The sequence below is a fragment of the Faecalibacterium sp. An121 genome (assembly GCF_002160915.1).
Lineage (GTDB): Bacteria > Bacillota > Clostridia > Oscillospirales > Ruminococcaceae > Faecalibacterium > Faecalibacterium avium.
Window position 1 is genome coordinate 56,480 of sequence record NZ_NFLM01000003.1, and the last position, 21,892, is coordinate 78,371.

At 60.6% G+C, this 21,892-nt stretch carries 21 protein-coding genes and 2 pseudogenes; 18 read left to right on the plus strand and 5 right to left on the minus strand.

From position 1 onward, the window contains the following. Positions 1-72 precede the first annotated feature (72 nt). The 4 genes from B5E66_RS02370 to B5E66_RS02385 all read left to right on the plus strand — a co-directional run bounded on the left by B5E66_RS02370 (position 73) and on the right by B5E66_RS02385 (position 3,526). Positions 73-417, plus strand: a complete 345-nt coding sequence (locus B5E66_RS02370) for a cupin domain-containing protein (protein ID WP_087228380.1) — start codon at positions 73-75, stop codon at positions 415-417. Between the two features lie 278 nt (positions 418-695). Continuing rightward, on the plus strand, positions 696-1,721 hold the full coding sequence (locus B5E66_RS02375; protein WP_087228381.1) for a TRAP transporter substrate-binding protein: 1,026 nt from the start codon (positions 696-698) through the stop codon (positions 1,719-1,721). A gap of 20 nt (positions 1,722-1,741) precedes the next feature. Beyond that, a complete protein-coding gene (locus B5E66_RS02380) occupies positions 1,742-2,221 on the plus strand; it encodes a TRAP transporter small permease (RefSeq protein ID WP_087228382.1) in 480 nt (159 codons plus the stop codon). A gap of 3 nt (positions 2,222-2,224) precedes the next feature. Continuing rightward, positions 2,225-3,526, plus strand: coding sequence for a TRAP transporter large permease (locus tag B5E66_RS02385; protein WP_087228383.1), 1,302 nt, complete (start codon positions 2,225-2,227; stop codon positions 3,524-3,526). A 64-nt stretch (positions 3,527-3,590) separates the two neighbouring features. Here B5E66_RS02385 and B5E66_RS02390 read toward each other — a convergent pair whose 3' ends face one another. Beyond that, on the minus strand, positions 3,591-4,172 hold the full coding sequence (locus B5E66_RS02390; protein ID WP_087228384.1) for a uridine kinase family protein: 582 nt from the start codon (positions 4,170-4,172) through the stop codon (positions 3,591-3,593). Positions 4,173-4,351: 179 nt separating this feature from the next. Between B5E66_RS02390 and B5E66_RS02395 the strand changes: the two are divergent. From B5E66_RS02395 to B5E66_RS02405, 3 genes and pseudogenes are all read left to right on the plus strand, one after another. Further along, positions 4,352-4,738, plus strand: a pseudogene (locus B5E66_RS02395) (helix-turn-helix domain-containing protein); the annotation flags it as partial. A gap of 106 nt (positions 4,739-4,844) precedes the next feature. Continuing rightward, positions 4,845-5,231, plus strand: a pseudogene (locus tag B5E66_RS02400) (zf-HC2 domain-containing protein); the annotation flags it as partial. Between the two features lie 464 nt (positions 5,232-5,695). Next, entirely contained in the window at positions 5,696-7,732 is a 2,037-nt protein-coding gene (locus B5E66_RS02405; RefSeq protein WP_087228386.1) for an FAD-binding protein, read from the plus strand. Between the two features lie 128 nt (positions 7,733-7,860). On the opposite strand, the gene B5E66_RS02410 is transcribed toward B5E66_RS02405, so the two are convergent. The 3 genes from B5E66_RS02410 to proC are packed head-to-tail and all read right to left on the minus strand — an operon-like array spanning position 7,861 to position 10,727. Next, positions 7,861-9,123 carry a glutamate-5-semialdehyde dehydrogenase gene (locus B5E66_RS02410; protein ID WP_087228387.1) on the minus strand — a complete coding sequence of 421 codons (1,263 nt, stop codon included), beginning with the start codon at positions 9,121-9,123 and terminating at the stop codon, positions 7,861-7,863. Positions 9,124-9,139: 16 nt separating this feature from the next. Further along, complete coding sequence (gene proB / locus B5E66_RS02415) at positions 9,140-9,922, minus strand: glutamate 5-kinase (RefSeq protein WP_087228388.1); 783 nt, start codon at positions 9,920-9,922, stop codon at positions 9,140-9,142. 4 nt (positions 9,923-9,926) lie between these two features. Next, complete coding sequence (proC, locus tag B5E66_RS02420; RefSeq protein ID WP_087228389.1) at positions 9,927-10,727, minus strand: pyrroline-5-carboxylate reductase; 801 nt, start codon at positions 10,725-10,727, stop codon at positions 9,927-9,929. A gap of 213 nt (positions 10,728-10,940) precedes the next feature. Between proC and B5E66_RS02425 the strand changes: the two genes are divergently transcribed. The 9 genes from B5E66_RS02425 (at position 10,941) to B5E66_RS02465 (ending at position 18,097) form a co-directional block, all read left to right on the plus strand. Continuing rightward, on the plus strand, positions 10,941-11,516 hold the full coding sequence (locus tag B5E66_RS02425) for a hypothetical protein (protein ID WP_143406920.1): 576 nt from the start codon (positions 10,941-10,943) through the stop codon (positions 11,514-11,516). A 334-nt stretch (positions 11,517-11,850) separates the two neighbouring features. Further along, the gene (locus B5E66_RS02430; protein ID WP_087228391.1) at positions 11,851-12,519 is read left to right on the plus strand and encodes a hypothetical protein; all 669 of its coding nucleotides are present in this window, start codon (positions 11,851-11,853) and stop codon (positions 12,517-12,519) included. 574 nt (positions 12,520-13,093) lie between these two features. After that, positions 13,094-13,762 (plus strand): hypothetical protein, encoded by a 669-nt coding sequence (locus B5E66_RS02435; RefSeq protein WP_087228392.1) that lies wholly within the window; start codon positions 13,094-13,096, stop codon positions 13,760-13,762. 662 nt (positions 13,763-14,424) lie between these two features. Continuing rightward, entirely contained in the window at positions 14,425-15,384 is a 960-nt protein-coding gene (locus B5E66_RS02440; protein WP_087228393.1) for a phospho-N-acetylmuramoyl-pentapeptide-transferase, read from the plus strand. Between the two features lie 124 nt (positions 15,385-15,508). After that, the gene (locus B5E66_RS02445; RefSeq protein ID WP_087228394.1) at positions 15,509-15,835 is read left to right on the plus strand and encodes a DUF6442 family protein; all 327 of its coding nucleotides are present in this window, start codon (positions 15,509-15,511) and stop codon (positions 15,833-15,835) included. Between the two features lie 10 nt (positions 15,836-15,845). Further along, a complete protein-coding gene (locus tag B5E66_RS02450; protein ID WP_087228395.1) occupies positions 15,846-16,058 on the plus strand; it encodes a helix-turn-helix transcriptional regulator in 213 nt (70 codons plus the stop codon). Then, positions 16,048-16,626: a 5-formyltetrahydrofolate cyclo-ligase gene (locus B5E66_RS02455; protein ID WP_087228396.1), complete on the plus strand. Its 579-nt coding sequence runs from the start codon at positions 16,048-16,050 to the stop codon at positions 16,624-16,626. Before B5E66_RS02450 ends, B5E66_RS02455 begins: the two co-directional genes overlap by 11 nt. Beyond that, a complete protein-coding gene (locus B5E66_RS02460) occupies positions 16,617-17,240 on the plus strand; it encodes a cyclodeaminase/cyclohydrolase family protein (RefSeq protein WP_087228397.1) in 624 nt (207 codons plus the stop codon). The genes B5E66_RS02455 and B5E66_RS02460 overlap by 10 nt, the downstream gene beginning before the upstream one ends. A 2-nt stretch (positions 17,241-17,242) precedes the next feature. After that, positions 17,243-18,097: a bifunctional 5,10-methylenetetrahydrofolate dehydrogenase/5,10-methenyltetrahydrofolate cyclohydrolase gene (locus tag B5E66_RS02465; protein WP_087228398.1), complete on the plus strand. Its 855-nt coding sequence runs from the start codon at positions 17,243-17,245 to the stop codon at positions 18,095-18,097. Positions 18,098-18,535: 438 nt separating this feature from the next. Here B5E66_RS02465 and B5E66_RS02470 read toward each other — a convergent pair whose 3' ends face one another. Then, on the minus strand, positions 18,536-19,651 hold the full coding sequence (locus B5E66_RS02470; protein ID WP_087228399.1) for an ABC transporter ATP-binding protein: 1,116 nt from the start codon (positions 19,649-19,651) through the stop codon (positions 18,536-18,538). Positions 19,652-19,792: 141 nt separating this feature from the next. Between B5E66_RS02470 and B5E66_RS02475 the strand changes: the two genes are divergently transcribed. Then, positions 19,793-20,626, plus strand: coding sequence for an AraC family transcriptional regulator (locus B5E66_RS02475; RefSeq protein ID WP_087228400.1), 834 nt, complete (start codon positions 19,793-19,795; stop codon positions 20,624-20,626). A gap of 193 nt (positions 20,627-20,819) precedes the next feature. Next, positions 20,820-21,845: a leucine-rich repeat domain-containing protein gene (locus B5E66_RS02480; RefSeq protein ID WP_087228401.1), complete on the plus strand. Its 1,026-nt coding sequence runs from the start codon at positions 20,820-20,822 to the stop codon at positions 21,843-21,845. Positions 21,846-21,892 lie beyond the last annotated feature (47 nt).

Sequence of the window (21,892 nt, forward strand, 5' to 3'; positions counted from 1 at the left end):
TCATAACCCGCAGTCACACGACGCGGACGGGCAGGTCCCGTCCGCGTTTTTTAGTTCAGGAGGCATGATACAATGAAACCGACCGAGAAAAAACAGCGCTGGGTCCCCCACCAGGAGGTCCAGCCCCAGAGCGGCGGCCCCGGCGTGACCCGGCGGGTGCTGGCCTACAACGACGGGCTGATGTGTGTGGAGAACACCTTTGAAAAGGGCGCGGTGGGCGCGCTGCACAGCCACCCCCATACCCAGATCACCTATGTGGTGTCGGGGGTGTTCCGCTTCACCATCGACGGCGAGACCCACACCGTCCGGGCAGGGGACACCATGCTCAAAGAAGACGGCGTGGTCCATGGATGCACCTGCCTGGAGGCCGGGGTGCTTCTGGATATCTTCACCCCCATGCGGGAGGATTTTGTGTAAAGTCCGGCCTGTTTAAAAGGTTTGCGCGGCGCGCCGAACGGCGTGCCGCGTTTTGCGTTCTTGGGCAGACGGTTGCAGAAGCGAAAAAACAACGCACGATTTGCACAAAGGAAGGGCCGAAATAACAAAAAATTCATCGGATGTACAAAAATTGTACATGATTTTGGTGAAGGTTTGCCTCTGGTTTTTGCGATATAAATGTGATATGTTACTTTTATAACATATGCGGCGGAAGGCAGGGCCGCCCGCATCCGGAAAATAAGGAGGAGAGAATGCTTATGAAGAAAATATCCCGCCGTTCGTTCCTGGCGGCAATGGCCGTGCTGGCAGCGGGCGGGCTGGCCGGCTGCGGCGCTGCGGACAACGGCTTGCAGATCATCCGCATCGGCCACAACCAGTCCACCAACCACCCCACCCACACCGGCCTGACGGCTTTTGAGACGTACATCGAGGAGCAGCTGGGGGACAAGTACGATGTCCAGATCTTCCCCAGCGAGCTGCTGGGCTCCCAGAATGAGATGGTGCAGCTGACCCAGACCGGCGCCATCACCTTCTGTGTGGCGTCCAACTCCCTGCTGGAGACGTTCTCTGAGAACTACACCCTGTTCAACCTGCCCTATCTGTTCTCCAGCGCCGAGGCCTACCATGCCTCGATGGACGACCCCGCCATCGTGGGCCCCATCTTTGAGTCCACCAAGCAGGCCGGTTTTGAGGCGGTCACCTGGCTGGACGCCGGCACCCGCAATTTCTATACGGTCAAGACCCCCATCAACACCCCCGCCGACCTGCGCGGCCTCAAGATCCGTGTGCAGCAGTCTCCCACCAATGTGCGGATGATGGAGCTGCTGGGCGGCTCGGCCACCCCCATGGGCTTCGGCGATGTGTATACCGCCCTCCAGGCCCAGATGCTGGACGGCGCCGAGAACAATGAGCTGGCCCTGACCGACAACGGCCACGGCGACGTGTGCAAATACTACTCCTATACCATGCACCAGATGATCCCCGATATCCTGATCGGCAATCTGGGCTTTATGGATGGGCTGAGCGAGGAAGAGCGGGCCATCTTTGACGAGGGCTTCCAGATCCTGAACCAGACCCAGCGGGAAGCCTGGGGCACGGCGGTGGAGGAGGCCAAGGACTATGCCCAGAACGTCCAGGGCGTCAACTTCATCTATCCCGATATCGCCCCCTTCCAGGAGGCAGTGGCCCCCATGCACGAGGAGATGCTGGAGGATTACCCCGACCTGGCCCCCATCTATGAGCTGATCCAGGCGCACAATGCCGAGTATGCAGCCCAAGCGTGAGAAAGGAAGTGTGCAACGTTATGCAGTCCATCCGTAAGGTGCTTAACCATATCATGAACGTGCTGGCCGGTGTCAGCCTGATCGCCATGACGGCGCTGACGGTGTGGCAGGTCTTTACCCGGTACGTCCTCAACAACCCCTCCACCTGGTCGGAGGAGCTGGTGGGCTATCTGTTTGCCTGGGCCAGCCTGTTCGGGGCCTCCCTCATCACCGGCGAGCGGGGGCACATGAACATCCCCGTGGTGGTGGAGATGATGCCCGCCGCCGCCCAGAAATTCTTTGCCATCTTTGGCGAGCTGATCGCCATGGCCTTCTCGGCCATCATCCTGGTGTATGGCGGCTATGAGATCACCCAGCTGGCCATGGGCCAGATGACCTCCTCCCTGGGGGTGGCCGTGGGCGTGTTCTATGTCACCATGCCTGTGTGCGGCATCATCAATATCCTGTACACCGCGTTGAATATCTACGATATCTGCAAAGAAAAGAAGGAGGCAGCGTAAGTTATGGCCATGCAATCTCTCGGGATGATCATTGTCATCCTTGCGGTCCTGCTGGTGGTGGGGGTGCCTATTTCCTATTCCATCGGCATTGCCTCACTGTTCACCATCCTGCAGACCGTTCCCCTGGACATCTCGGTGGTCACCGGCGCCCAGCGCATCTTCGTGGGCATGAGCAAGTTCAGCCTGACCGCCATACCGTTCTTCATCCTGGCAGGCAACCTGATGAACCAGGGCGGCATCGCCAAGCGCCTGGTCAACTTCGTCATGGCCATCCTGGGCAAGCTGCCCGGCGCCCTGCTGGTCACCAACGTGGGCGCCAACGCCCTGTTCGGCGCCATCTCCGGCTCGGCCTCCGCTGCGGCGGCCGCCGTCGGCTCGATGGTGCGGGAAGGCGAGGAGGAGCAGGGCTATGACGAGGCCCTGTGCGCTGCCACCAATGGCGCGTCGGCTCCCTCCGGCCTGCTGATCCCTCCCTCCAACGCATTGATCACCTACTCGCTGGCAGCGGGCGGCACCTCGGTGGCGGCCCTGTTTATGGCGGGTTACCTGCCCGGCATCATCTGGGCTGTCTGCTGCATGGCGGTGGCCATCCTCATCGCCAGGAAAAAGGGCTATAAGGGTACCCCGGGCAAGTTCAGCTGGGCCAATCTGGGCAAAGCCACCCTGCAGGCCCTTCCTTCCCTGTCCCTGATCATTGTGGTCATCGGCGGCATCATCGCCGGCGTGTTCAGCGCCACCGAGGGCTCGGCCATCGCTGTGGTCTATGCTCTGATATTGGGCATCTGCTACCGCAACATCACCTGGAAGAGCTTCTGGAACATCGTGGTGGACAGCGCAAAAATGAGCGGCATGGTGGTCTTTTTGATCGGCGTGTCCAACATCCTGGGCTGGGTCATGGCCTTTTTGCAGATCCCCCAGGCGGTGTCCGCTGTGCTGCTGGGCATCACCGACAACCCCGTCATCATCCTGCTGATCATGAACATCATCCTGCTGATCGCAGGCACCTTCATGGACGTCACCCCCGCGATCCTGATCTTCACCCCGCTGTTTTTGCCCATCGTCCAGACCTTTGGCATGGACCCCATCCACTTCGGTCTGGTGCTGGTGTATAATCTGTGCATCGGCAACATCACCCCGCCGGTGGGCAACACCCTGTTTGTGGCCATCAAGGTGGGCCGCACCACCCTGGCCAAGACCATGCCCTATATGCTGGCCTACTACGCAGCCATTCTGGTGGGCCTGCTGCTGGTCACTTACATCCCGGCCATCAGTATGATCCTGCCTCAGCTGGCTGGCCTGGCCTGACCTGTCCCGAACATAGAAAGAGCGGCGCGCCGTTTGGCGCGCCGCTTGCTTTTTGCAGATACGGTCAGGTGTGCACCACCACTTCGCACCGCTGCTGGATCGGAAAAGCCTCAAAATACCGTTCCTCCAGGGGGATCCAGCGGGTGCGGAAATTCTCAAGGTTGGCGCCGGTCCGCCGGGCCAGCCGTTCCAGCCGGGTGTCCAGGGAAGCGGTGACAAAAATATGCAGGCCGTACCGGTCCCACAGGTCGGGGTGGCAGCTGTACGAACCCTCCACCAGAACCACCGGCCGGCAGGGCGCAGTCACCGGCTGCCGCATCTGGAAGGTATGGCAGTCAAAGGGGCGGTAGACGGCATCCCGGCCGGCCAGCAGGGGGGAGAGGACCTCGGACAGAAACCGCTCCCGGTCCACATTGCCCCCGGGCTGGGCCAGACGCTGGGGGGTGCGCTGCTGGGGCTGCAAAAAGAAGTCGTCCATGTGCACAAGGGTGCAGGGCAGCCGCTGGGCCAGCTGTCCGGCCAGGGTGGTTTTGCCGCTGGCGCACCGGCCGTCGATGGCCAAAAAGGCCCTGCCGTCCCGTTCCAGCAGCGCCGAAGTCTGGCGGAGAATGGCCTCCAGGGCACAGTCCAGATCGTTATATTCCATATCTGATTTCCTTTCTGTGATAGGGCGAAATGACCCTCCTACCTTATTATATAGGGCGGTATCAAAACTGCAAGGGGATCGGTCGCTTTTGCAGCAGAAGATGGCGAAAAAGAAATTGATTTTCACCCCGCCATCGTGTATCTTTATAGCAGATACACCCTAAGGAAGGAGCGCATCCCATGAGCGCAACCATTATGAAGCAGTACAATCCCGGCTTGACCGACCCGCAGTTAAAACAGCTTGTCGCCGCCCATATTGACGATGACAGCTTTTGCCGCTATGTGATACAGCAGGACATAAACAAGATAGCCTTTGACCTGCGGGAAGCGCATAAGAACGATTTTTTCAGCGTTCCGGAGGACAACCCGCTGGAAGATTTCTTGCAGACCGCCGAGGAAACCGCCAGAGAGGACAGCGACCCGGAGCAAGCGGCTTTGGCGTTTATCTGTAAGCGGCTTAAACTGAATTACAAGAAGCTGTCCGAGGAAGAAAGGAAGGGGCTGAAAAAGATTGCACAGAAGTCGGACTTGCTGAAAAATCCAAAGCCCCAGCGGGGTAGAAAGTAAGGGAGCGACAAAATCCTACTTGACAAAGGAGTACGATGATATGAAAAAAGCGATAGGTTTGATAGCCTTGCTGATTTTAATAATGGGGCTGGTCGGCTGTAACGGAGAAACGGTTAATATTGACTTTCCCTTTGAGGTTGGAGATGTTGAGAATATTGAAATGTACCACTATGCGGGAGTACCTGTATCAGCGGAAAAGAAAGTAGTCGTTGCAGAAAGTGATATAACGGGCTTGTATGATATGTTTGAGGACTTATCGTTGAAAGACAAACAAGTTGAGGAAACCACAGGGGCAGATGTGACCAGCTTTCGATTTAACCTTTCAGATGGAACAAACTACGAACTGATTTATGTCAGTAATGGAGTCAAGAGCGGAAAGCTGAAATCCTCCACGGGCAATTTTGAATATTTTACAAGTTCAGATATTGGCTCTTATTGGTCTAATATTGACCTTGAAGCAGTTCCAGTTGAAGAAAGCGAATTGCCGAAGTAGCCCGACTAATTCCCATTTATCGGGAAGATGGCAAGGCCAGCCGAGCCAGTCAACGGTTAAGATGAACGGTGCATTTTATGCGCCGCCGTTGACAGTCCCGCCTGTCTTTGCTGATGGGCAATCAAGGCGGGAAAGCCCTAAAATGGCTTCCCGCCCATTTTAATTTTTACATCTTTAAACACTCCAAAATCAGAAAGAGAGCGGCCAAGCACTTTGAGGGATTGGCCGCCTTGTCCACCCATCCAGCGGGGCGGCAGGCTGTTGCAGCCGTGAAACGGTTCCCGCGGCGGGACCGATGGACAAACCGGGAGACATATGGTATTCTTATATACAAGAGGGCCCGGATCTTGGCAGGCTGCCGCAAGCCGGAGACGGGCTTTTTTCGAGCGCCCGGTCTTTGCGCATGGGGCGGGCGCTGCAAGAAGGAAATTGTTTGGCATTGAGAGAAAGGAAAAGGATCGAAAATGAAAAAGATTTCCCGCAAAGGTTTCCTGAAGATCGCCGCTGCGGCCGCCATGAGCGGCGTCACCGCCGGTGCGCTGGCTGCCTGTGAGTCGGCCAGCTCGGCTGTGTCGGGGGCGGCTTCGGGGGCAGGATCGGCGGCGTCGGGCGCTGCCTACATCCCCGGCACCTATGAGGGCACGGCCCAGGGCATCTCCTCCACCGTCAAGGTCACCATGACCTTCTCGGAGACCGCCGTCACCGATGTGGTGGTGGATACTTCGGGCGAGACGGCTTCCTACGGCGCAGCCGCTGCCGAGGAGCTGCAGAAGCAGCTGCTGGAGGCCGGCTCCGCCGAGATCGACGGGGTGTCCGGCTCCACCATCACCTCGGATGCGGTCATGAAGGCGGCCCAGAGCTGCTATGCCCAGGCCCGGGGCGAGGCTGTGGTCACCTCGGTGCAGCTGCCCACCGGCGACGAGAACGACTGGCTGGGCACCGAGCCCGACATCGACGAGGCCGCCATCACCGACACCTGGGATACCGATATCCTGATCGTGGGCGCGGGCAACGGCGGCATGATGGCTGCGGCCTACGCCGCCAAAAACGGCCTGAACTTCCGGGTCATCGAGCAGAACGCCGGCGTGCAGGACACCCGCCACTGGGTGGGCGCCGTGGACGGCTTCGGCGCGCAGGAAAACGGCGTGGTCACCGACAAGAAGAAGCTGCTGAGCGAGATCTCCCGCTATGCTTCGGGCAAGTGCGACCAGCGTGTGGTCAAGGTCTGGCTGGATGAGTCGGCCGAGGCCATCGGCTTCATCCGGGAGGTCATGGAGGACGAGTTCGGCGTCCCGATGGTCTACACCCACGGCGAGGAGGCCCGCTGGCCCGCCGAGAACGCCGAGGAGAACACCGATTACATCTACCCCGAGATCGAGTACACCTACGACCGCAGCACCGGCGCGGAGCGCAACAAGCTGTTCCAGGAGTACATCGAGAACCTGGGCTATTCCATCGACTTCAACACCGCCCTGGCCAAGCTGGAAAAGGACGATACCGGCCGCATCACCGGCGTCATCGCCCAGAGCAACGACGACGGCCACTTCATCCGGATCAATGCGGCCCAGGGCGTGCTGCTGGCCTGCGGCGGCTACCCCGGCAACCCCTACATGATGGAGCAGCTGGACCCCCTGGGCACCAGCGTCACCACCGCCTGCTCCTACTCTCCCGCAGACCGGGGCTATGGCATCCGCGCCGCCATCTGGGCGGGCGCCAACTTTGACAAGGAAGCCGCCCCCATGCTGTTTGACCGCGGCGTGGTGCCTCCGGGACAGGACGCCGGCTATGTGGACAGCCCCAGCGCCTTCGGCGGCAAGGCGTTCCCCGGCCCCATCCGCCAGTACAACCCCGGCACCCAGCCCTTCCTGAAGGTCAACCGCCACGGCCAGCGCTTTGCAAACGAGAGCTGCCCCTACAACGACATCGTCTATGCCGCTGCCCATCAGCCGGGTCGGGTCTACGCCCAGATCCACGATGACAACTGGTATGAGGACGTGCAGCGCTTCCACACCATCGGCTGCTCGGCCCAGACCCGTGCGGGCGGCCCCGACTATGTGCTGCCCAAGATGGAGGAGGCCGAGGCCGCAGGCTGCTTCTTCCGGGCGGATACCCTGGACGAGCTGGCCGACAAGCTGGGCTTCACCGGGACCGACAAGGAAAACTTCCTGGCCACGGTGGAGCGCTACAACGAGCTGTACGACGCCCAGGAGGATGTGGATTTCGGCAAGCCGGCCTACCGCCTGAGCGCCATCCGCCAGCCGCCCTTCTACGGCTGCTGGCTGGGCGCCTCCCTGCTGACCACCGAACAGGGCATCCCCATCAACGAAAAGGGCCAGGCTCTGGACACCAACAACGAGCCGATGCCCGGCCTGTATGTCACCGGCGATATGGCGGGCAGCTTCTTTGCCAACAACTATCCCTGCCTGATGGCCGGCGTGGCCATGGGCCGCACCGTCACCTTCGCCATGAAGGCCGTCAAGCAGATGGCCGGCCTGGAGTAAGGCGCGGCCGCCCCGGCACAGGGGCAGCCGGCCGCAGAAGATAAAACGTCCTGTCCGGCCGGCATACGCAGATGGACAGGACAGGGAAAAGAGCCGTGGAGCGCAAAGCCCCACGGCTCTTTTGTGCGTCAGCGGATCTGGCCGTCCCCGCGGACGATGTATTTGTAGGTGCACAGCTCGGCCAGGCCCATGGGGCCCCGGGCATGGAGCTTCTGGGTGGAGATGCCCATTTCGCAGCCCAGCCCGAACTCGCCCCCGTCGGTGAAGCGGGTGGAACAGTTGACGTACACCGCCGCGCTGTCCACCGCCGCACAGAACCGGTCGATGTGGGCCTGGGTCTGGCTGAGGATGGCGTCGCTGTGGCCGGTGGAATGCGCAGCGATGTGGGCGATGGCCTGCTGCACATCGTCCACCACCCCCACCGCCAGGATGTAATCCAGAAACTCGGTGTCAAAGTCCCGGGGCCCGGCGGGGGTGCCGGGGATGAGGGCGGCGGCCCGCTCGTCCAGACGCAGTTCCACCGGGTGCAGGCCGCGGGCGGCGCGGTCGGGGCCCAGGCACTGGGCCAGCCGGGGCAGGAAAGCCGCCGCAATGTCCTTGTGGACCAGGCAGACTTCCTCGGCGTTGCACACGCTGGGACGGCTGGCCTTGGCGTTCTCGATGATGCGCAGGGCCTTGTCCTGGTCGGCGGTGTCGTCCACATAGATGTGGCAGATGCCGGTACCGGTCTGGATGCAGGGGACCTTGGCGTTTTCCACGCAGGCCCGGATCAGGCCGGCGCCGCCCCGGGGGATCAGCAGGTCCACATAGCCCACGGCGGTCATCAGCTGGTTGGCCGAGGCGTGGGTGGTGTCCTCGATCAGGTTGACGGCGGTCACCGGCAGGCCGGCGCCGGCCACGCCCCGGCGCAGGGCCTCCACAATGGCCCGGCTGGAGCGCCAGGCTTCCTTGCCGCAGCGCAGAACGCAGACGTTGCCGCTTTTCAGGGCCAGGGCGGCGGCGTCGCTGGTGACGTTGGGGCGGCTCTCGTAGATGATGGCGATGACGCCCATGGGTACGGCGGTCTTTTCGATCACAAGGCCGTTGGGCCGCTCGATCCGGCGCAGCACTGCGCCCACCGGGTCGGGCAGGGCGGCCACCTCCCGGATGCCCTGGGCCATCCCTGCCAGCCGCGCCTCATTCAGGGCCAGACGGTCCAGCATCACGTCCGAGATATGCCCCCGGGCGGCCTCCAGGTCCTGGGCGTTGGCGGCCAGGATGACCTGCTGGCCGGCGGGGTCCTCCAGAGCGGCGGCCATGCCCAGCAGGGCGCTGTTGCGCTGGCTGGCGGTGGCCAGGGCCAGGGCGCCTTTGGCGTCCCGGGCGGCGGTAAGGATCTCCTGTGTGGTCATGGTGCAAGCCTCCTTTTCATCCGTGGCGCCGGGGCTTGGCCGCAAAGCGGGTGCCTGCGGGCTGGCCCTCGGCGATTTGATACAGCAGTTCGGGGTGGGCGCCGTTGGCGATCACCATTTCCACCCCGTCGGCGGTGACCATCTGGGCCGCCCGCAGTTTGGTCGCCATGCCGCCGGTGCCCAGAGCCGACCCCGCGCCGTCGGACAGGCGCAGGATATCGGGGGTGACGTCCTCCACCAGGGGGATCAGCCTGGCGTCGGGATGGGTGCGGGGGTTGGCGGTGTACAGCCCGTCGATGTCGCTGAGCAGCACCAGCAGGTCGGCCCGGGCACAGCAGGCCACGATAGCCGCCAGGGTGTCGTTGTCCCCGATAGAGGCGATCTCCATGGTGGAGACGGTGTCGTTTTCGTTGATGATGGGCAGGGCCCCCAGCTCCAGCAGACGGTACAGGGTGTTCTCAAAATTCTGGCGGCGCTCGGTGTGCTCTACGTCCACCCCGGTGAGCAGGATCTGCGCCACGGTGTGGTTGTAATCGGCAAAGAGGCGGTCGTAGGTGTACATCAGCTCGCACTGGCCCACGGCGGCGCAGGCCTGTTTGCCGGCCATATCGGCGGGGCGGGCGGACAGGGACAGCTTGCCCACCCCCATGCCGATGGCCCCCGAGGACACCAGCACCATCTCGTGGCCCGCGTTTTTCAGGTCGCTGAGCACCTTCACCAGTTCTTCGGCCCGGCGGATGTTCAGCCGCCCGGTGGGATAGGTGAGGGTGGAGGTGCCCACCTTGACAACGATGCGCATACCCTCAGCCCTCCCGGAGCTTGCAGGTCTTTTCGTAGGCGGCGATGACCGCGTCGGTCACAGCCCCCCGGAAGCCCCGCTCCTCCAACACGCGGACGCCCTGGATGGTGGTGCCTCCGGGGCTGCACACGGCGTCTTTCAGGGCGCCGGGATGCCGGCCGGTGTCCAGCAGCATCTTGGCGCTGCCCAGCAGCATCTGGGCCGCATACTCGGTGGCCTTGGCCCGGGGCAGCCCGCAGGCTACGCCGCCGTCGGCCAGGGCCTCGATGAACTGGTACGCCCAGGCGGGGCCGCAGCCCGACACGCAGCTGGCCGCGTCGATCAGGCTTTCGGGGATGCTGTCCACCCGGCCCGCGCCCGACAGGATGCGGACGCACTCGGCCTCCTCCTCGGGGGTGAGGCCGGCGGCGCAATAGGGGATCATCCCCTCGCCGGTGGAGGAGGGGATATTGGGGTTGATGCGGAACACCGGGTAATCCCCGCCGGCCATCTGGCGGATCTGGGCCATGCTCAGGCCCGCCGCCATGGTGCACAGGATAAAGCGGTCCTTCCGGGCGGCCAGCAGCGGCTGCAAGGGCGCCAGCATCGATGCCATCATCTGCGGCTTGACCGCCAGCATCACCAGATCGCAGAGGGCGGCGTTCTCATTCGAGCCGGTGCGGCAGCCCAGCTCGGCCGCCAGCGCCTCGGCCTTGGCAGGGGTGCGGTTGGCCAGCACCATATCCTGCGGGGACACCGTGCGGCACAGAGCCCGCGCCATGGCGCCGCCCATATTGCCGCAGCCAATAAATCCAACTGTTTTCATCCGGATTGCCTCCTTATTGATCCATAAACTCAGGATACCACCATATTACCCGGATTGGCCGGCAAAATCAAGCCCCAGAAGCCATCACAAGAGGGTGGGATGCAGGTTGACAAAACCTGCCTGGACGGTGTACAATAGACATGAAAATGGGTTCGTGCGCAGCATGGGCCTGGAAAGGGGGTATCATCAGTGCGCAAAAGAGGATATTGGCTTGTGATGCTTGCAGCAGGGCTGCTGCTTTTGCTTCTGAGCGGCTGCTCGCCGCAGCAGGTGCAGGCGAAGCAGCAGCAGGCCAGAACGCGGGAAATGTCCAGTACTGCTCAGCTGATCGCCTCGATTACCCCGGAGGTGGAAGTCAACACCGGAGACAGCGAGATCAGCAGCGGCACCGCAGCGGCGGCCAACAGTCTGATCTGGGGCAGCAAGCCAAACCTGGGACCCAACAGTGAGGACCTGGGCAAGCTGGCCGAGGAGCTGCGCCAGGTCTCGGACACCGAGCGTTACCGCCCCACCAGCGCACCCACCGTGCCGGGTGTCACCCGGATGGGCCGGCTGTACATCTACACCGGCGACTGTTCCGAGGACTTTGTGGCCCGGTGCGTGTCGGAACAGATCGCGCAGATGGATTCGGAGCTCAGCGCCAAGTCCCGCCAGGTGGTCATCGACAGCTACTACACCTATACATACACCTATTCGGTCAGCGTCCGCCAGGCATACAGCGGCGACGATATGGTGTGGCTGGTGGGCGTCGGGGTGGATCAGACCGCCAAGGAAGAGCACAAGACGTGACCGAAACAAAAATTTTACAAGTAAAATGCGCAGGATTTTGCGGTTTTTTCTGCAAAAAGGGACCAAATTTCGCACTCCGGCGGGCCTTTTACTTTGGAAACAAAAGTCAAAACCAAACAAAGCGCACCTGCCGAAAGGCAAGGGCGCTTGTTTTTATGAAATGTAAATTTTTTGAGAATATGGCCTGCCGAAAAATGGTGTGATTGACAAATCGCGGAAGTTGTACTATTATATCCATAGACGGGGTAGGGGACGTCCTTATCCCGCAAAGGTCCAAGACTCGAAACAGGTAACCCCAAGGCAAATTTACTTCTAAAGGAGGTAATAGGTCCAAATGAAACTCAAGCGTATCCTTGCGTTGGCACTGTCTGGAGTTATGGCGGTTGGTGTTCTGACTGCTTGTAACTTTGGCGGTGGCAGCAGTGGCGGGAACAAAGTCTCGGATAGCACAAATGCTGTCCGTTCGGCTTTGAATTCGCAGCTCGATACACTGGGACAGGACACTGTTGACTTTACAGGCAATGGTGGGCTGGCCAGTGCAACACGGACTGTGGCCCGCGGTGTGACGGAGAATGATTTTACCGGGCTCAATTTTAGCGGTACGACAAATGGTGCTGTTGTACCGGAGAATAGTGCTCTGGCCGACTTCATGAGCCGTTACATCAACTATGACCACTGGACTGGCGGCTTTACTTCCTACACTCCGACCGGTAATTTCACTGGTGACAAGACTTTTGTTACCTTGATGCTGTTCGATGGCGCGATGAGTGCCACGGGCGTCGGCCAGGCTGTAGCCAATAATGTTGCCGTTTGGAATCTGAAGAATGTTTCTTCGAAGGACTATACCTTTGAAGGACATGTCGCTGCATATCAGGTAACTATTCCTGCAACTACAGCGGGTAGCAGCTCCTCGTCTTCGGGTAGCGATACCTCTGTATGGGTTGTTGGTCTGATGCTTGAGCAGACTCAGGTCCAGAGTACCAGCTCTAGTACTGCACCGTAACCCTCATTGACCCTAGTTCCTTTTCGTGAGGAGAAAGCCCCTGACGGTGCGACGTTGGGGGCTTTTTGGTGTCAGGGATAGGGAGAAAAAGCGACTTGGTTTCATAGCCTAACAAAAACCCGCCGCACGGGGAAGCCTGTGCGGCGGGTTTTTGCTTTGGCCGCGCCGCACCCCCTCAGCGGCGCGCAAAGGGGTGCTGGTTTGCTTTTTGGCCGGACCGGGTAAACTTTTGCCCGCGGCCCGCGGAAGGCGATCTGGGCCGCTCTGCGGGCGCGTTTGGCGTTTTCCACACAAGACGCCCCGCCCGGTGGAAAGCCGGCAAGGTCCCGTCCGGTGCGCCCGCAAAGGGCATTCTAGACCTTATTACACAGAATCTTCACAAACGTCCAAAGTTTATCTGCGGTGGTACGTTTTATTTTTCTAAAATTTTTCTTTTTCCTCACGATTTGCCTGTTCTGCCTTGACAAAGGAAATGCTGTTGTGATAAACTATGCACAAGGAACGGGGATGGTGACCTGTTCCCCAAAAATGTTTTGGTGCGAGTTACAAACAACAACAAGGAGGAAATTTCCAAATGAAACTGAATAAGGTTATGGCTCTGGCTCTGTCCGGCCTGATGGCCGTCAGCATGCTGGCTGGCTGCGCTGGTGATCCCTCGAATGGTGACGGGGGCAACACTGAGGTTACGCCTCCTGCTAGCGATGCTGTTAGCATCATGAATGAGGCTCAGAGCCTGGTTAAGTTCGAGGCCAACACTGATTTTGATGCAGCTCTTGCAGCAGCAGCTAAGAAGGGCGCTCATAAAGAAGTTAAGGGGCTGAGCTTCAAAGTTAAAGCTGTTACCAATACTGATAAGGATCCCATTTATAGTGAATTGGATGACAAGCTCACTGTAAATGATCATTTGGATTCTAACGACTGGTTCTTCGAGGATACCACAAATTCGAAAGCAGGTATGTCCTATACCAAGACTGCTCTGTATAAAGTGAATGCTGATGGTTTGACTGAGAAGGCGGCTCTCGAGCAGATTGCTGCTATTATGAAGAAAGACGAGGCTAACTATCCTGAACTTGTCTGGATTGGTAATCCGACTCCTAATACAAACCATGAGGCTTCTTACACTGGCCGTGTAAGTGTTGTTACTGTCAACACTGCTGATAGTGGTGAGACTGCAACTGCTTACTACATTGCAATTTCTGTTACCCAGAGTGTTGCACGTGATGGCTTGAATGTTGCTGACTAATCTAGCTATCTAAGCTAAAATTTTTGTACGTAACCGTTTTATTCACAAATTTGATCGTATGATGTAGCACTGCGCGGGGCAGTGGGTGGCAGGCCATTCTTCATCATCTACTGTACATCCGCAAACCTGCGCATATACTAAGCGCTTAGTATAGCACCAAAGGTTTATTACAATTATTTGTAGTTTGCCGCACCAAAAAAGAACCAGCTGGGTGCAAACCCAGTTTCCGGGGCGGGCCGAAAGGCCCGTCCTTTTTTTCTGCGTGTCGCAAAAGCGACACGCTCCAGGGGGAACCCATTTCTGCCCGCAGTCGCGGGACAGAAATTCCTTCCCCCTGGTATCCCCCTGGGGACAAAATTCAGCGCTGAACCGCGCACTCGCCGCAAAGCGGCTCGCACACTCTCAGCGCTGAATTTCCCTGTATGTGTCCCGCCCATCCGCACATGTCGGCTGGGCGGGACTTTTTTGGCCGTGCGGCCCCTAAAATAGTTGCCCCGAACCCGCCGCCGGCGCGCCGCATAGAATGATTCAGATGCCCGGCCCCGCCAGCTTGCGATTGATTTTTTTGGCCGGAAATGGTACACTTCCTCTATGTACGAAAGGATTGGTAAAAGCAGGGGGGCGGCTTCCGGGCGCGTCTCCCCAGAAATGAGGAAGCAATCATGGTTTCAATTTTGTTGTCGATCATAGGCCAGCGCGGGGTGGATGCGCTGGCGTTCCTGCTGGCGTTCGTGCTTACGGGGCTGCTTACCGGCCTGTTCCGCAGCCGCCTGCCCCAAGACCATGGCCGGGCCTACGCGGTGGACGGCGCCCTGTCCAAGGGCAAAGCCCGGGGCGCGGGCCTGATCTTCGTGCTGTGCATCGTGCTGGTTTCCCTGGCCTTTGTGCCGTTCCATCTGGAATACTGCATCTATATGGTGCTGCTCATTGCGTCCATGCTGTCGGGCTACCTGGACGACGCCTCCGACACCGCCTGGAACGAATACAAAAAGGGCCTGATCGATTTCATCATCGCAGCGGTGGCCGGCGTCACCTATCTGAATTTCAACGGCTGCGGCGTGCAGCTGCTGGGCTGGTATTTCCAGATCCCGTACCCCTTGTACCTGCTGCTCATCATCATTCTGATCTGGGCCAGCATCAATGTGGTCAACTGCACCGACGGTGTGGACGGCCTGTCGGCCAGCGTGGCGGTGGTCAGCATGGGCACCTTTGCGCTGCTGTACGGCCAGTACATGGGAGCTTATGTCACCGCCACGGCGGTGTTTGTGGGCGCGCTGCTGGCTTATCTGTGGGGCAATGCCAAGCCCTCCAGCGTCCTGATGGGGGATGCGGGCAGCCGCGCCATGGGCTTTTTCCTGGCCCTGCTGGCGCTGAAATCGGGGCATCCCTTCGCGTTCCTGCTGGCTGCGCTGGTGTTCATCGCGGACGGCAGCCTGGGGATCCTGAAGATCAGCTTCAAGCGCTTTCTGCACATCAGCATCCTGAAAAACACCCTGACCCCCCTCCACGACCACGCCCGCAAGCGTCTGGGCTGGAGCGACGAGCAGGTGGTGATCCGCTGGGTGGTGATGCAATGCGTGGCATCGGCGATCCTGGCGGCTCTGGCCGGCTTTGGTGCCTGACCGGTACGGCTCCCGTCTCCTTTGGGGGACGGGGGCTTTTTTGCGCCTCTGTGTTGACAAGTATACTTGTCCATGCTATACTGAAACTGTAAATAAAACTTGTCAGCCCCGGGAGGTGCGCACCATGAAAAAAGAGGATATCCTGCAAAAAGCCCGCAGCGAGGGCAACGGCGAATATGAGGAGCGGGTCCAGGGCCGCATCATGACCCGCAGCGCCCTGGCGGTGGTGGCGCTGTGCGCCTTCTTCTGGCTGGCGAGGGTGTTCCAGGCCGACCGGCTGGGCCTGGCTGAGGTGGGCGCCTGGGAGCTGCCCGCCATCGCCACCGGTTACGCCGCGTTTGTCCACCTGTGGATGTATGCGCGGTTGAAGACCCGGGCCAATCTGGTGGGCGGCCTGTGCTGTCTGGTGGGATTTCTGGCTTTTACCGTGCGGTTTTTGGTCGGGTTGTGAGGAGGTTACCATGAAGGAAGAGCTTGTGCTCAAAAACCGCCTGAAAGAGACGCGCATGGCGGCGGGGCTGTCCCAGGCACAGCTTGCGGCGATGGTGGGCGTGTCCCGCAACACCATCAGCTCGATCGAGACGGGGCAGTTCAACCCCACCGCCAAGCTGGCCCTCATCCTCTGCATTGCGCTGGACAAAAAATTCGAGGAGCTGTTCTACTTTGACGACTGAAGAAAACCTCGCCTGCGCCAAGGCCGCCCAGCGGCGGCAGGGCATCGCGGCGCGGCGGGCGCTCTCGCCCGAAGCCCGGCAGGCGGCCGATGCGGCCATCTGCGCCCGGGCGGCAGCCCTGCCCCAGTGGCAGAAGGCGGGCCGGGTGCTGGCCTACGCTGCCTTTGGCGGGGAACCGGACCTGTCCGCCCTGCTGGCGGGCTGCGGCAAGCAGGTGGCCTACCCCATCTGCGGGGAGGAATGCTCCATGCGGGCGGCTTGTCCCGCCCCGGTGGACGGCTGGACGCGGGGCGCCTATGGCATCCGGACGCCGGTGGAGGCCCGGGCCCGGATCCTGCCGCCCGAGGCCCTGGACCTGGTGCTGGTGCCCTGCACTGCCTTTGACGCGGACTGCCGCCGCGTGGGGATGGGCAAAGGCTATTATGACCGGTATCTGCCGCGGTGTACCGGCGCGGCCTGGTTTGGCGTCGCCTATGAGGCGCAGAAGGTGGACGCCGCCGCGGCCGGGCCGCTGGACGTGCGGCTGGATGGTGTGATCACAGAAAGGGGGATCTATTTATGGAAATGATGCAGAAAAGCTGTGGGCTGTTTGTGGACGAGCTTGCCTCCAAGGCGGCGGTGCCGGGGGGCGGGGGCGCGTCGGCTCTGGTAGGGGCTGTCGGGATCGCCTTAGGCAATATGGTGGGCTGCCTGACCCTGGGCAAAGCCAAATATGCGGCGGTGGAGCCGGATATTTTGGCCCTGAACGAAAAAGCCAGCGCCCTGCGGGCCCGCCTGAAAAGCCTGGTGGAGGCGGACGCGGTGGCTTTTGCACCCCTGGCCAAGGCGTATTCCATCCCCAAAGATGACCCGGCCCGGGCCGCCGTCATGGAGAGCGCTCTGGACGCCGCGGCCGCCGTCCCGCTGGAGATCATGGCCTGCTGCTGCCGGGCCGTTGCCCTGCTGGAGGAGTATGCGGCCAAGGGCAGCGTGCTGGCGCTGTCGGACGCGGGCTGCGGGGCCCTGTTCTGCGCGGCCGCCTTGCAGGCCGCCGGCCTGAACGTGACCGTCAATACCCGTCTGATGGCCGACCGGGCCAAGGCCGCCCGCCTGGACGCCCAGGTGGAGGAGATGCTGCGGGAATACCCGGCCCGCGCCAACGCTGTGTATGAGCGGGTCAGGGCCCGCCTGGGAGGGAAATGAAAATGGCAATGCTGCTGAAAGGCGCGCAGGCTGCTGCCGCCATGAACGAAAAGACCGCCGCCCGTGTCGCCCGGCTGGAAGCGGCCGGGGTCCGGCCCACCCTGGCCGTGGTGCGGGTGGGGGAGCGCCCCGATGACCTCTCCTATGAAAAAGGCGTGATGAACCGCTGTTCAAAGCTGGGCATCCAAGTGCAGCTCGATGCGCTGCCCGCCGATGCGGCTCAGGAGGAGCTGCTGGCCGTGCTGGACCGGATCAACCGGGACGCGGCAGTCCATGGCTGCCTGCTGTTCCGGCCTCTGCCGCCCCAGATGGAGGATGGCGCCATCCGTGCGGCCCTGGCCCCCGAAAAGGACGTGGACGGCATCACCGATGCGTCGCTGGCGGGTGTGTTTACCGGCAGCGGGGTGGGGTATCCGCCCTGCACCGCACAGGCCTGTGTAGAGATCCTGGAGCACTACGGCATCCCGCTGGAGGGCAGGCGGGTGACGGTGGTGGGCCGCAGTCTGGTGGTGGGCAAGCCCGCGGCCATGCTGCTGGACCGCAAAAACGCCACCGTGACCATCTGCAATTCCCGCACGCAGGGTCTGGAGCAGCTGTGCCGTCAGGCCGATGTGCTGGTGGTGGCCATGGGCCGGCGCGGGGCCATTGGTTCCGGCTGCTTTGCCCCGGGGCAGGCGGTGGTGGATGTGGGCATCCACACCGACGAGACCGGCAAACTCTGCGGCGACGTCCGTTTTGACGAGGCTGAGCCGGTGGTGGCTGCCATCACCCCGGTGCCGGGCGGTGTGGGCGCCATGACTACTTCGGTGCTGGCCGCCCATGTAGTGGAGGCCGCTGTCCGGGCTGCTGGCCTGTAAAGCACACATTTTCGCATAAAAATGCAAAGCCCCCGGCCTATCAAAAAAGTCCCGTCCAGCCGACATGTGCGGATGGACGGGACACATACAGGGAAATTGAGCGCTGAGAGTGTGCGAGGCCGCAAGGCCGAGTGCGCGGTTCAGCGCTCAATTTTGTCCCCAGGGGGATACCAGGGGGAAGGAATTTCTGACGCGCGGCTGCGCGCAGAAATGGGTTCCCCCTGGAGCGTGGCGCTTTTGCGACACGCTAACCCCTCGGTCAGTGACCGGGGGCGCGTCCAAACCACAAAGAGCCGCTGGCATAACCAGCGGCTCTCTGTGTTAGGAGAAGCTTACGTCTCTATGATGAGGGGATCTATGACGGTGAGCCCTCCCGGCGTACCAGAGAAATTGGGGGGCAAGCTCGCAGCACGCCGGACAGGCCCATAGGTCAACACATTAGTTGAGGACAGTCAGCTCGGTGTCGATGTCGAAGACATGGACCTTGTGGGGATCGAAGGCAACGCGGACGGTATCGCCATGACGAGCCTTGGAGGTGGGAGAAACGCGGGCGGTCATCTTGTTGCCCTTGTAATCCAGGTACAGGTAGATCTCGGCGCCCATCATTTCGGAAACCTCGACCTGAGCGTCCAGCTGGCAGTCGGGGTGCTTTGCCATGAACTCGGGCTCGTCGTCGATGTCCTCGGGACGGATGCCCATCTTGACCTTCTTGCCGACATAAGCGTCCAGCTTGCCGTCAGCGGTCTTTTCCTTGGGCAGGGGGATCATGTCGCCGCCCAGATCGATGGCGTACTGGTCGCCCTTCTTGGCCACGGTGCCGTCCAGGAAGTTCATCTGGGGGCTGCCGATGAAGCCTGCAACGAACATATTGCAGGGATAATCGTACAGGTTCTGCGGGGTATCGACCTGCTGGATGATGCCATCCTTCATGACGACGATGCGGTCGCCCATGGTCATGGCCTCGGTCTGGTCGTGGGTAACGTAGATGAAGGTGGTAGCCAGCTTCTTGTGCAGCTTGATGATCTCAGTGCGCATGCTGGTACGCAGCTTGGCGTCCAGGTTGGACAGAGGCTCGTCCAGCAGGAAGACGGCCGGGTTACGGACCATGGCGCGGCCCAGGGCAACACGCTGACGCTGGCCGCCCGACAGAGCCTTGGGCTTGCGGTCCAGCAGGTGCTCGATCTCCAGGATCTTGGCAGCCTCATGCACGCGCTTGTCGATCTCGTCCTTGGGAGTCTTGCGCAGCTCCAGGCCGAAAGCGATGTTCTTGTAAACGGTCATGTGGGGGTACAGAGCGTAGCTCTGGAAGACCATGGCGATATCACGATCTTTGGGGGGGACGTCGTTGATCAGACGGCCGCCGATGTACATCTCGCCCTTGGAGATCTCCTCCAGACCGGCGATCATGCGCAGGGTGGTGGACTTACCGCAGCCGGAGGGGCCGACGAAGATGATGAACTCTTTGTCCTTGATCTCCAGGTTGAAGTCGGTAACGGACGGAGCGGTAGCGCCCGGATAGATCTTGTAAATGTGCTGGCAGCTAATCGAAGCCATGTGTGTGCCTCCTACTATGTGTTGTGTGGTGTATGTGCGGGGATTTTGCTGACCCTTGACGGGTCCCTCACTTGCTGGTACTATAATAGCAGATATTTTTGTGTTATGGAATAGCATTTTATTGATTAGAGGTGTCGGATATTGATTTATAATTGGGAGGCCACCGCCGCGCTGGCGTCGGTGCGGGACGAGCAGACCGCTCAGCCTTTCACGCTGACGGGAGAGGGGCTGTGGGTGTGCCTGCTTTCCAGCGGCAGCTGTACCGCCGCACTGGGGGACGCCCCGGGCGCCCTGCCATCCCTGCCGCCCAAGGAAGTGGAGGCCGGCGGGCTGATCCTCAGCCGCAGCCCCCTGCAGCTGACCCCCGCGGGGGAGAGCCATATCCTGTGCCTGCTGCTCACCGGTTCGGCTCCGGCCCAGCTGCTGGCGGGGCTGCCCATCCAGCCGTTCCCTGCGCGGGGCGAGAGCTGCCCCGGCGCCGCCGAGCTGATGGACCGTCTGGCCGGCGGGGAGTTCAACGGCGGCCGGGCCCGCAGTCAGATGGTGTTTGCCCTGCTGTGCGAACTGGCCAACGCCGACAGCGCCGCCCCGCCCCTGCCGCCCCTGGCCGCCGCAGCCATTGAAGATATCCGGGCCAACTACGCCGGCCTGTATGGCGTGGAGGAGCTGAGCGAGCGTCTGGGGGTGTCCAAAAGCCACCTAATCCGTGTGTTTACGGCGGCGGTGGGGGTGCCCCCGGGGCGCTATTTGACCAGCGTGCGGATCGAGGCGGCCATGAAGCTGCTGCTCCACCGGGAGTACAGCTTGGATGTGGTGGCCAGCCTGTGCGGCTTCTCGGGGGCCAACTACCTGTGCCGGGTATTCAAAAAGGAGACGGGCCAGACCCCCGCCCAGTGGCGCGCCGCGGCCGCCCGCACCGCCATGGCGGACCTGTCTGCCGACGAGCGTACCCGGGAGCAGGCGATGTATATATAAACCCCGCCTGCAGCTTGCAGGCGGGGCGATGTGCGGTGTTTGGAAATCTATACCCAAATAAACCTTCGATTTGCCACTTTATGCAATTTTAGTATACCGTAAATAAGGCTGTCAATCAAGCATTTTTCCGCAAAAGGGACGATTTGACCGCAAACCGGAAAGGTATACTTTTTTGTGCAAAGGAGGTCAAGTCATGCGTATCAGACGGCCCATCGCTCTTATCCTGTCGGCGGCGCTGGCCGCCGGCGCTCTCACCGGGTGCAGCTGGGAGGAATTTTTGGAGTGGCTCAACAGCTCCTCCAGCAGTTCTTCTTCCAGCTCCTCCAGCCAGGCCAGCAGGCCCAATCACGACGACAACGACAGCAGCGCCCCTTCCTCCAGCAGCTCTCCCTCCAGCCAGCCGGACAGCTCCTCCAGCCAGGTCGTTACGGACGATCCCAGCACATGGCCGCATGGTGATAATGGACAGTTGGTCGCACCGGATACATTAGAGGAGTTGCCAAGTAGTATTAAGAACTATATTACGGGTGACATTACCGGCATCGACCTGAGTGCCACCGAAATAACCACCATTGGCGACGATGCGTTTAATAGTTGCAATACCCTGACAGAAATTATCCTGCCCGAGACATTGACGACTATTAAAGCCGGTGCGTTTCAGAGCTGCTCTAATCTCACCTCGATCAACCTGAAGGATACCAAGGTAACAACCATTGAAAACAATGCATTTACCGGCTGCACCAGTCTGGCAACCGTCAACCTGCCCAGTACCGTGACAAAGATTGCCAATAGTGCATTTTGGGGCTGCACCAACCTCACCTCGATCAACCTGGAGGATACCGGGATAGAGACCATTGGAGTCAATACATTTAACGAATGCACCAGTCTGGCAAACGTCATCCTGCCCGACACGGTGGAAAAGATTGAAACGGCCGCATTCCAGAGCTGCACCGGCCTGACCGATCTATTTTTTACGAGTGCGACTGTTCCTGAAATTGTAGAAAAAAGTGATACTTTTCCCGTTGCCGCTGGCGCATTTCTGGGCGTCGATGCGGCCAAGCTTACCATTTATTACCCCAGCACATGGAATGATACTAAGATTCAAGAGCTCAAGGATGCAATACTAGCCAGCGGCATGAAAGGAACCCCAAACTATTCAGCTGGCTCTCCCCCCGCGACCTTATCGCTGCTGGACGCCGCGCGGCTCTTTGGGCTGTGACCCACCCTCAGAACAATACCCCCGCCTCTGCAATGAGGCGGGGGCGT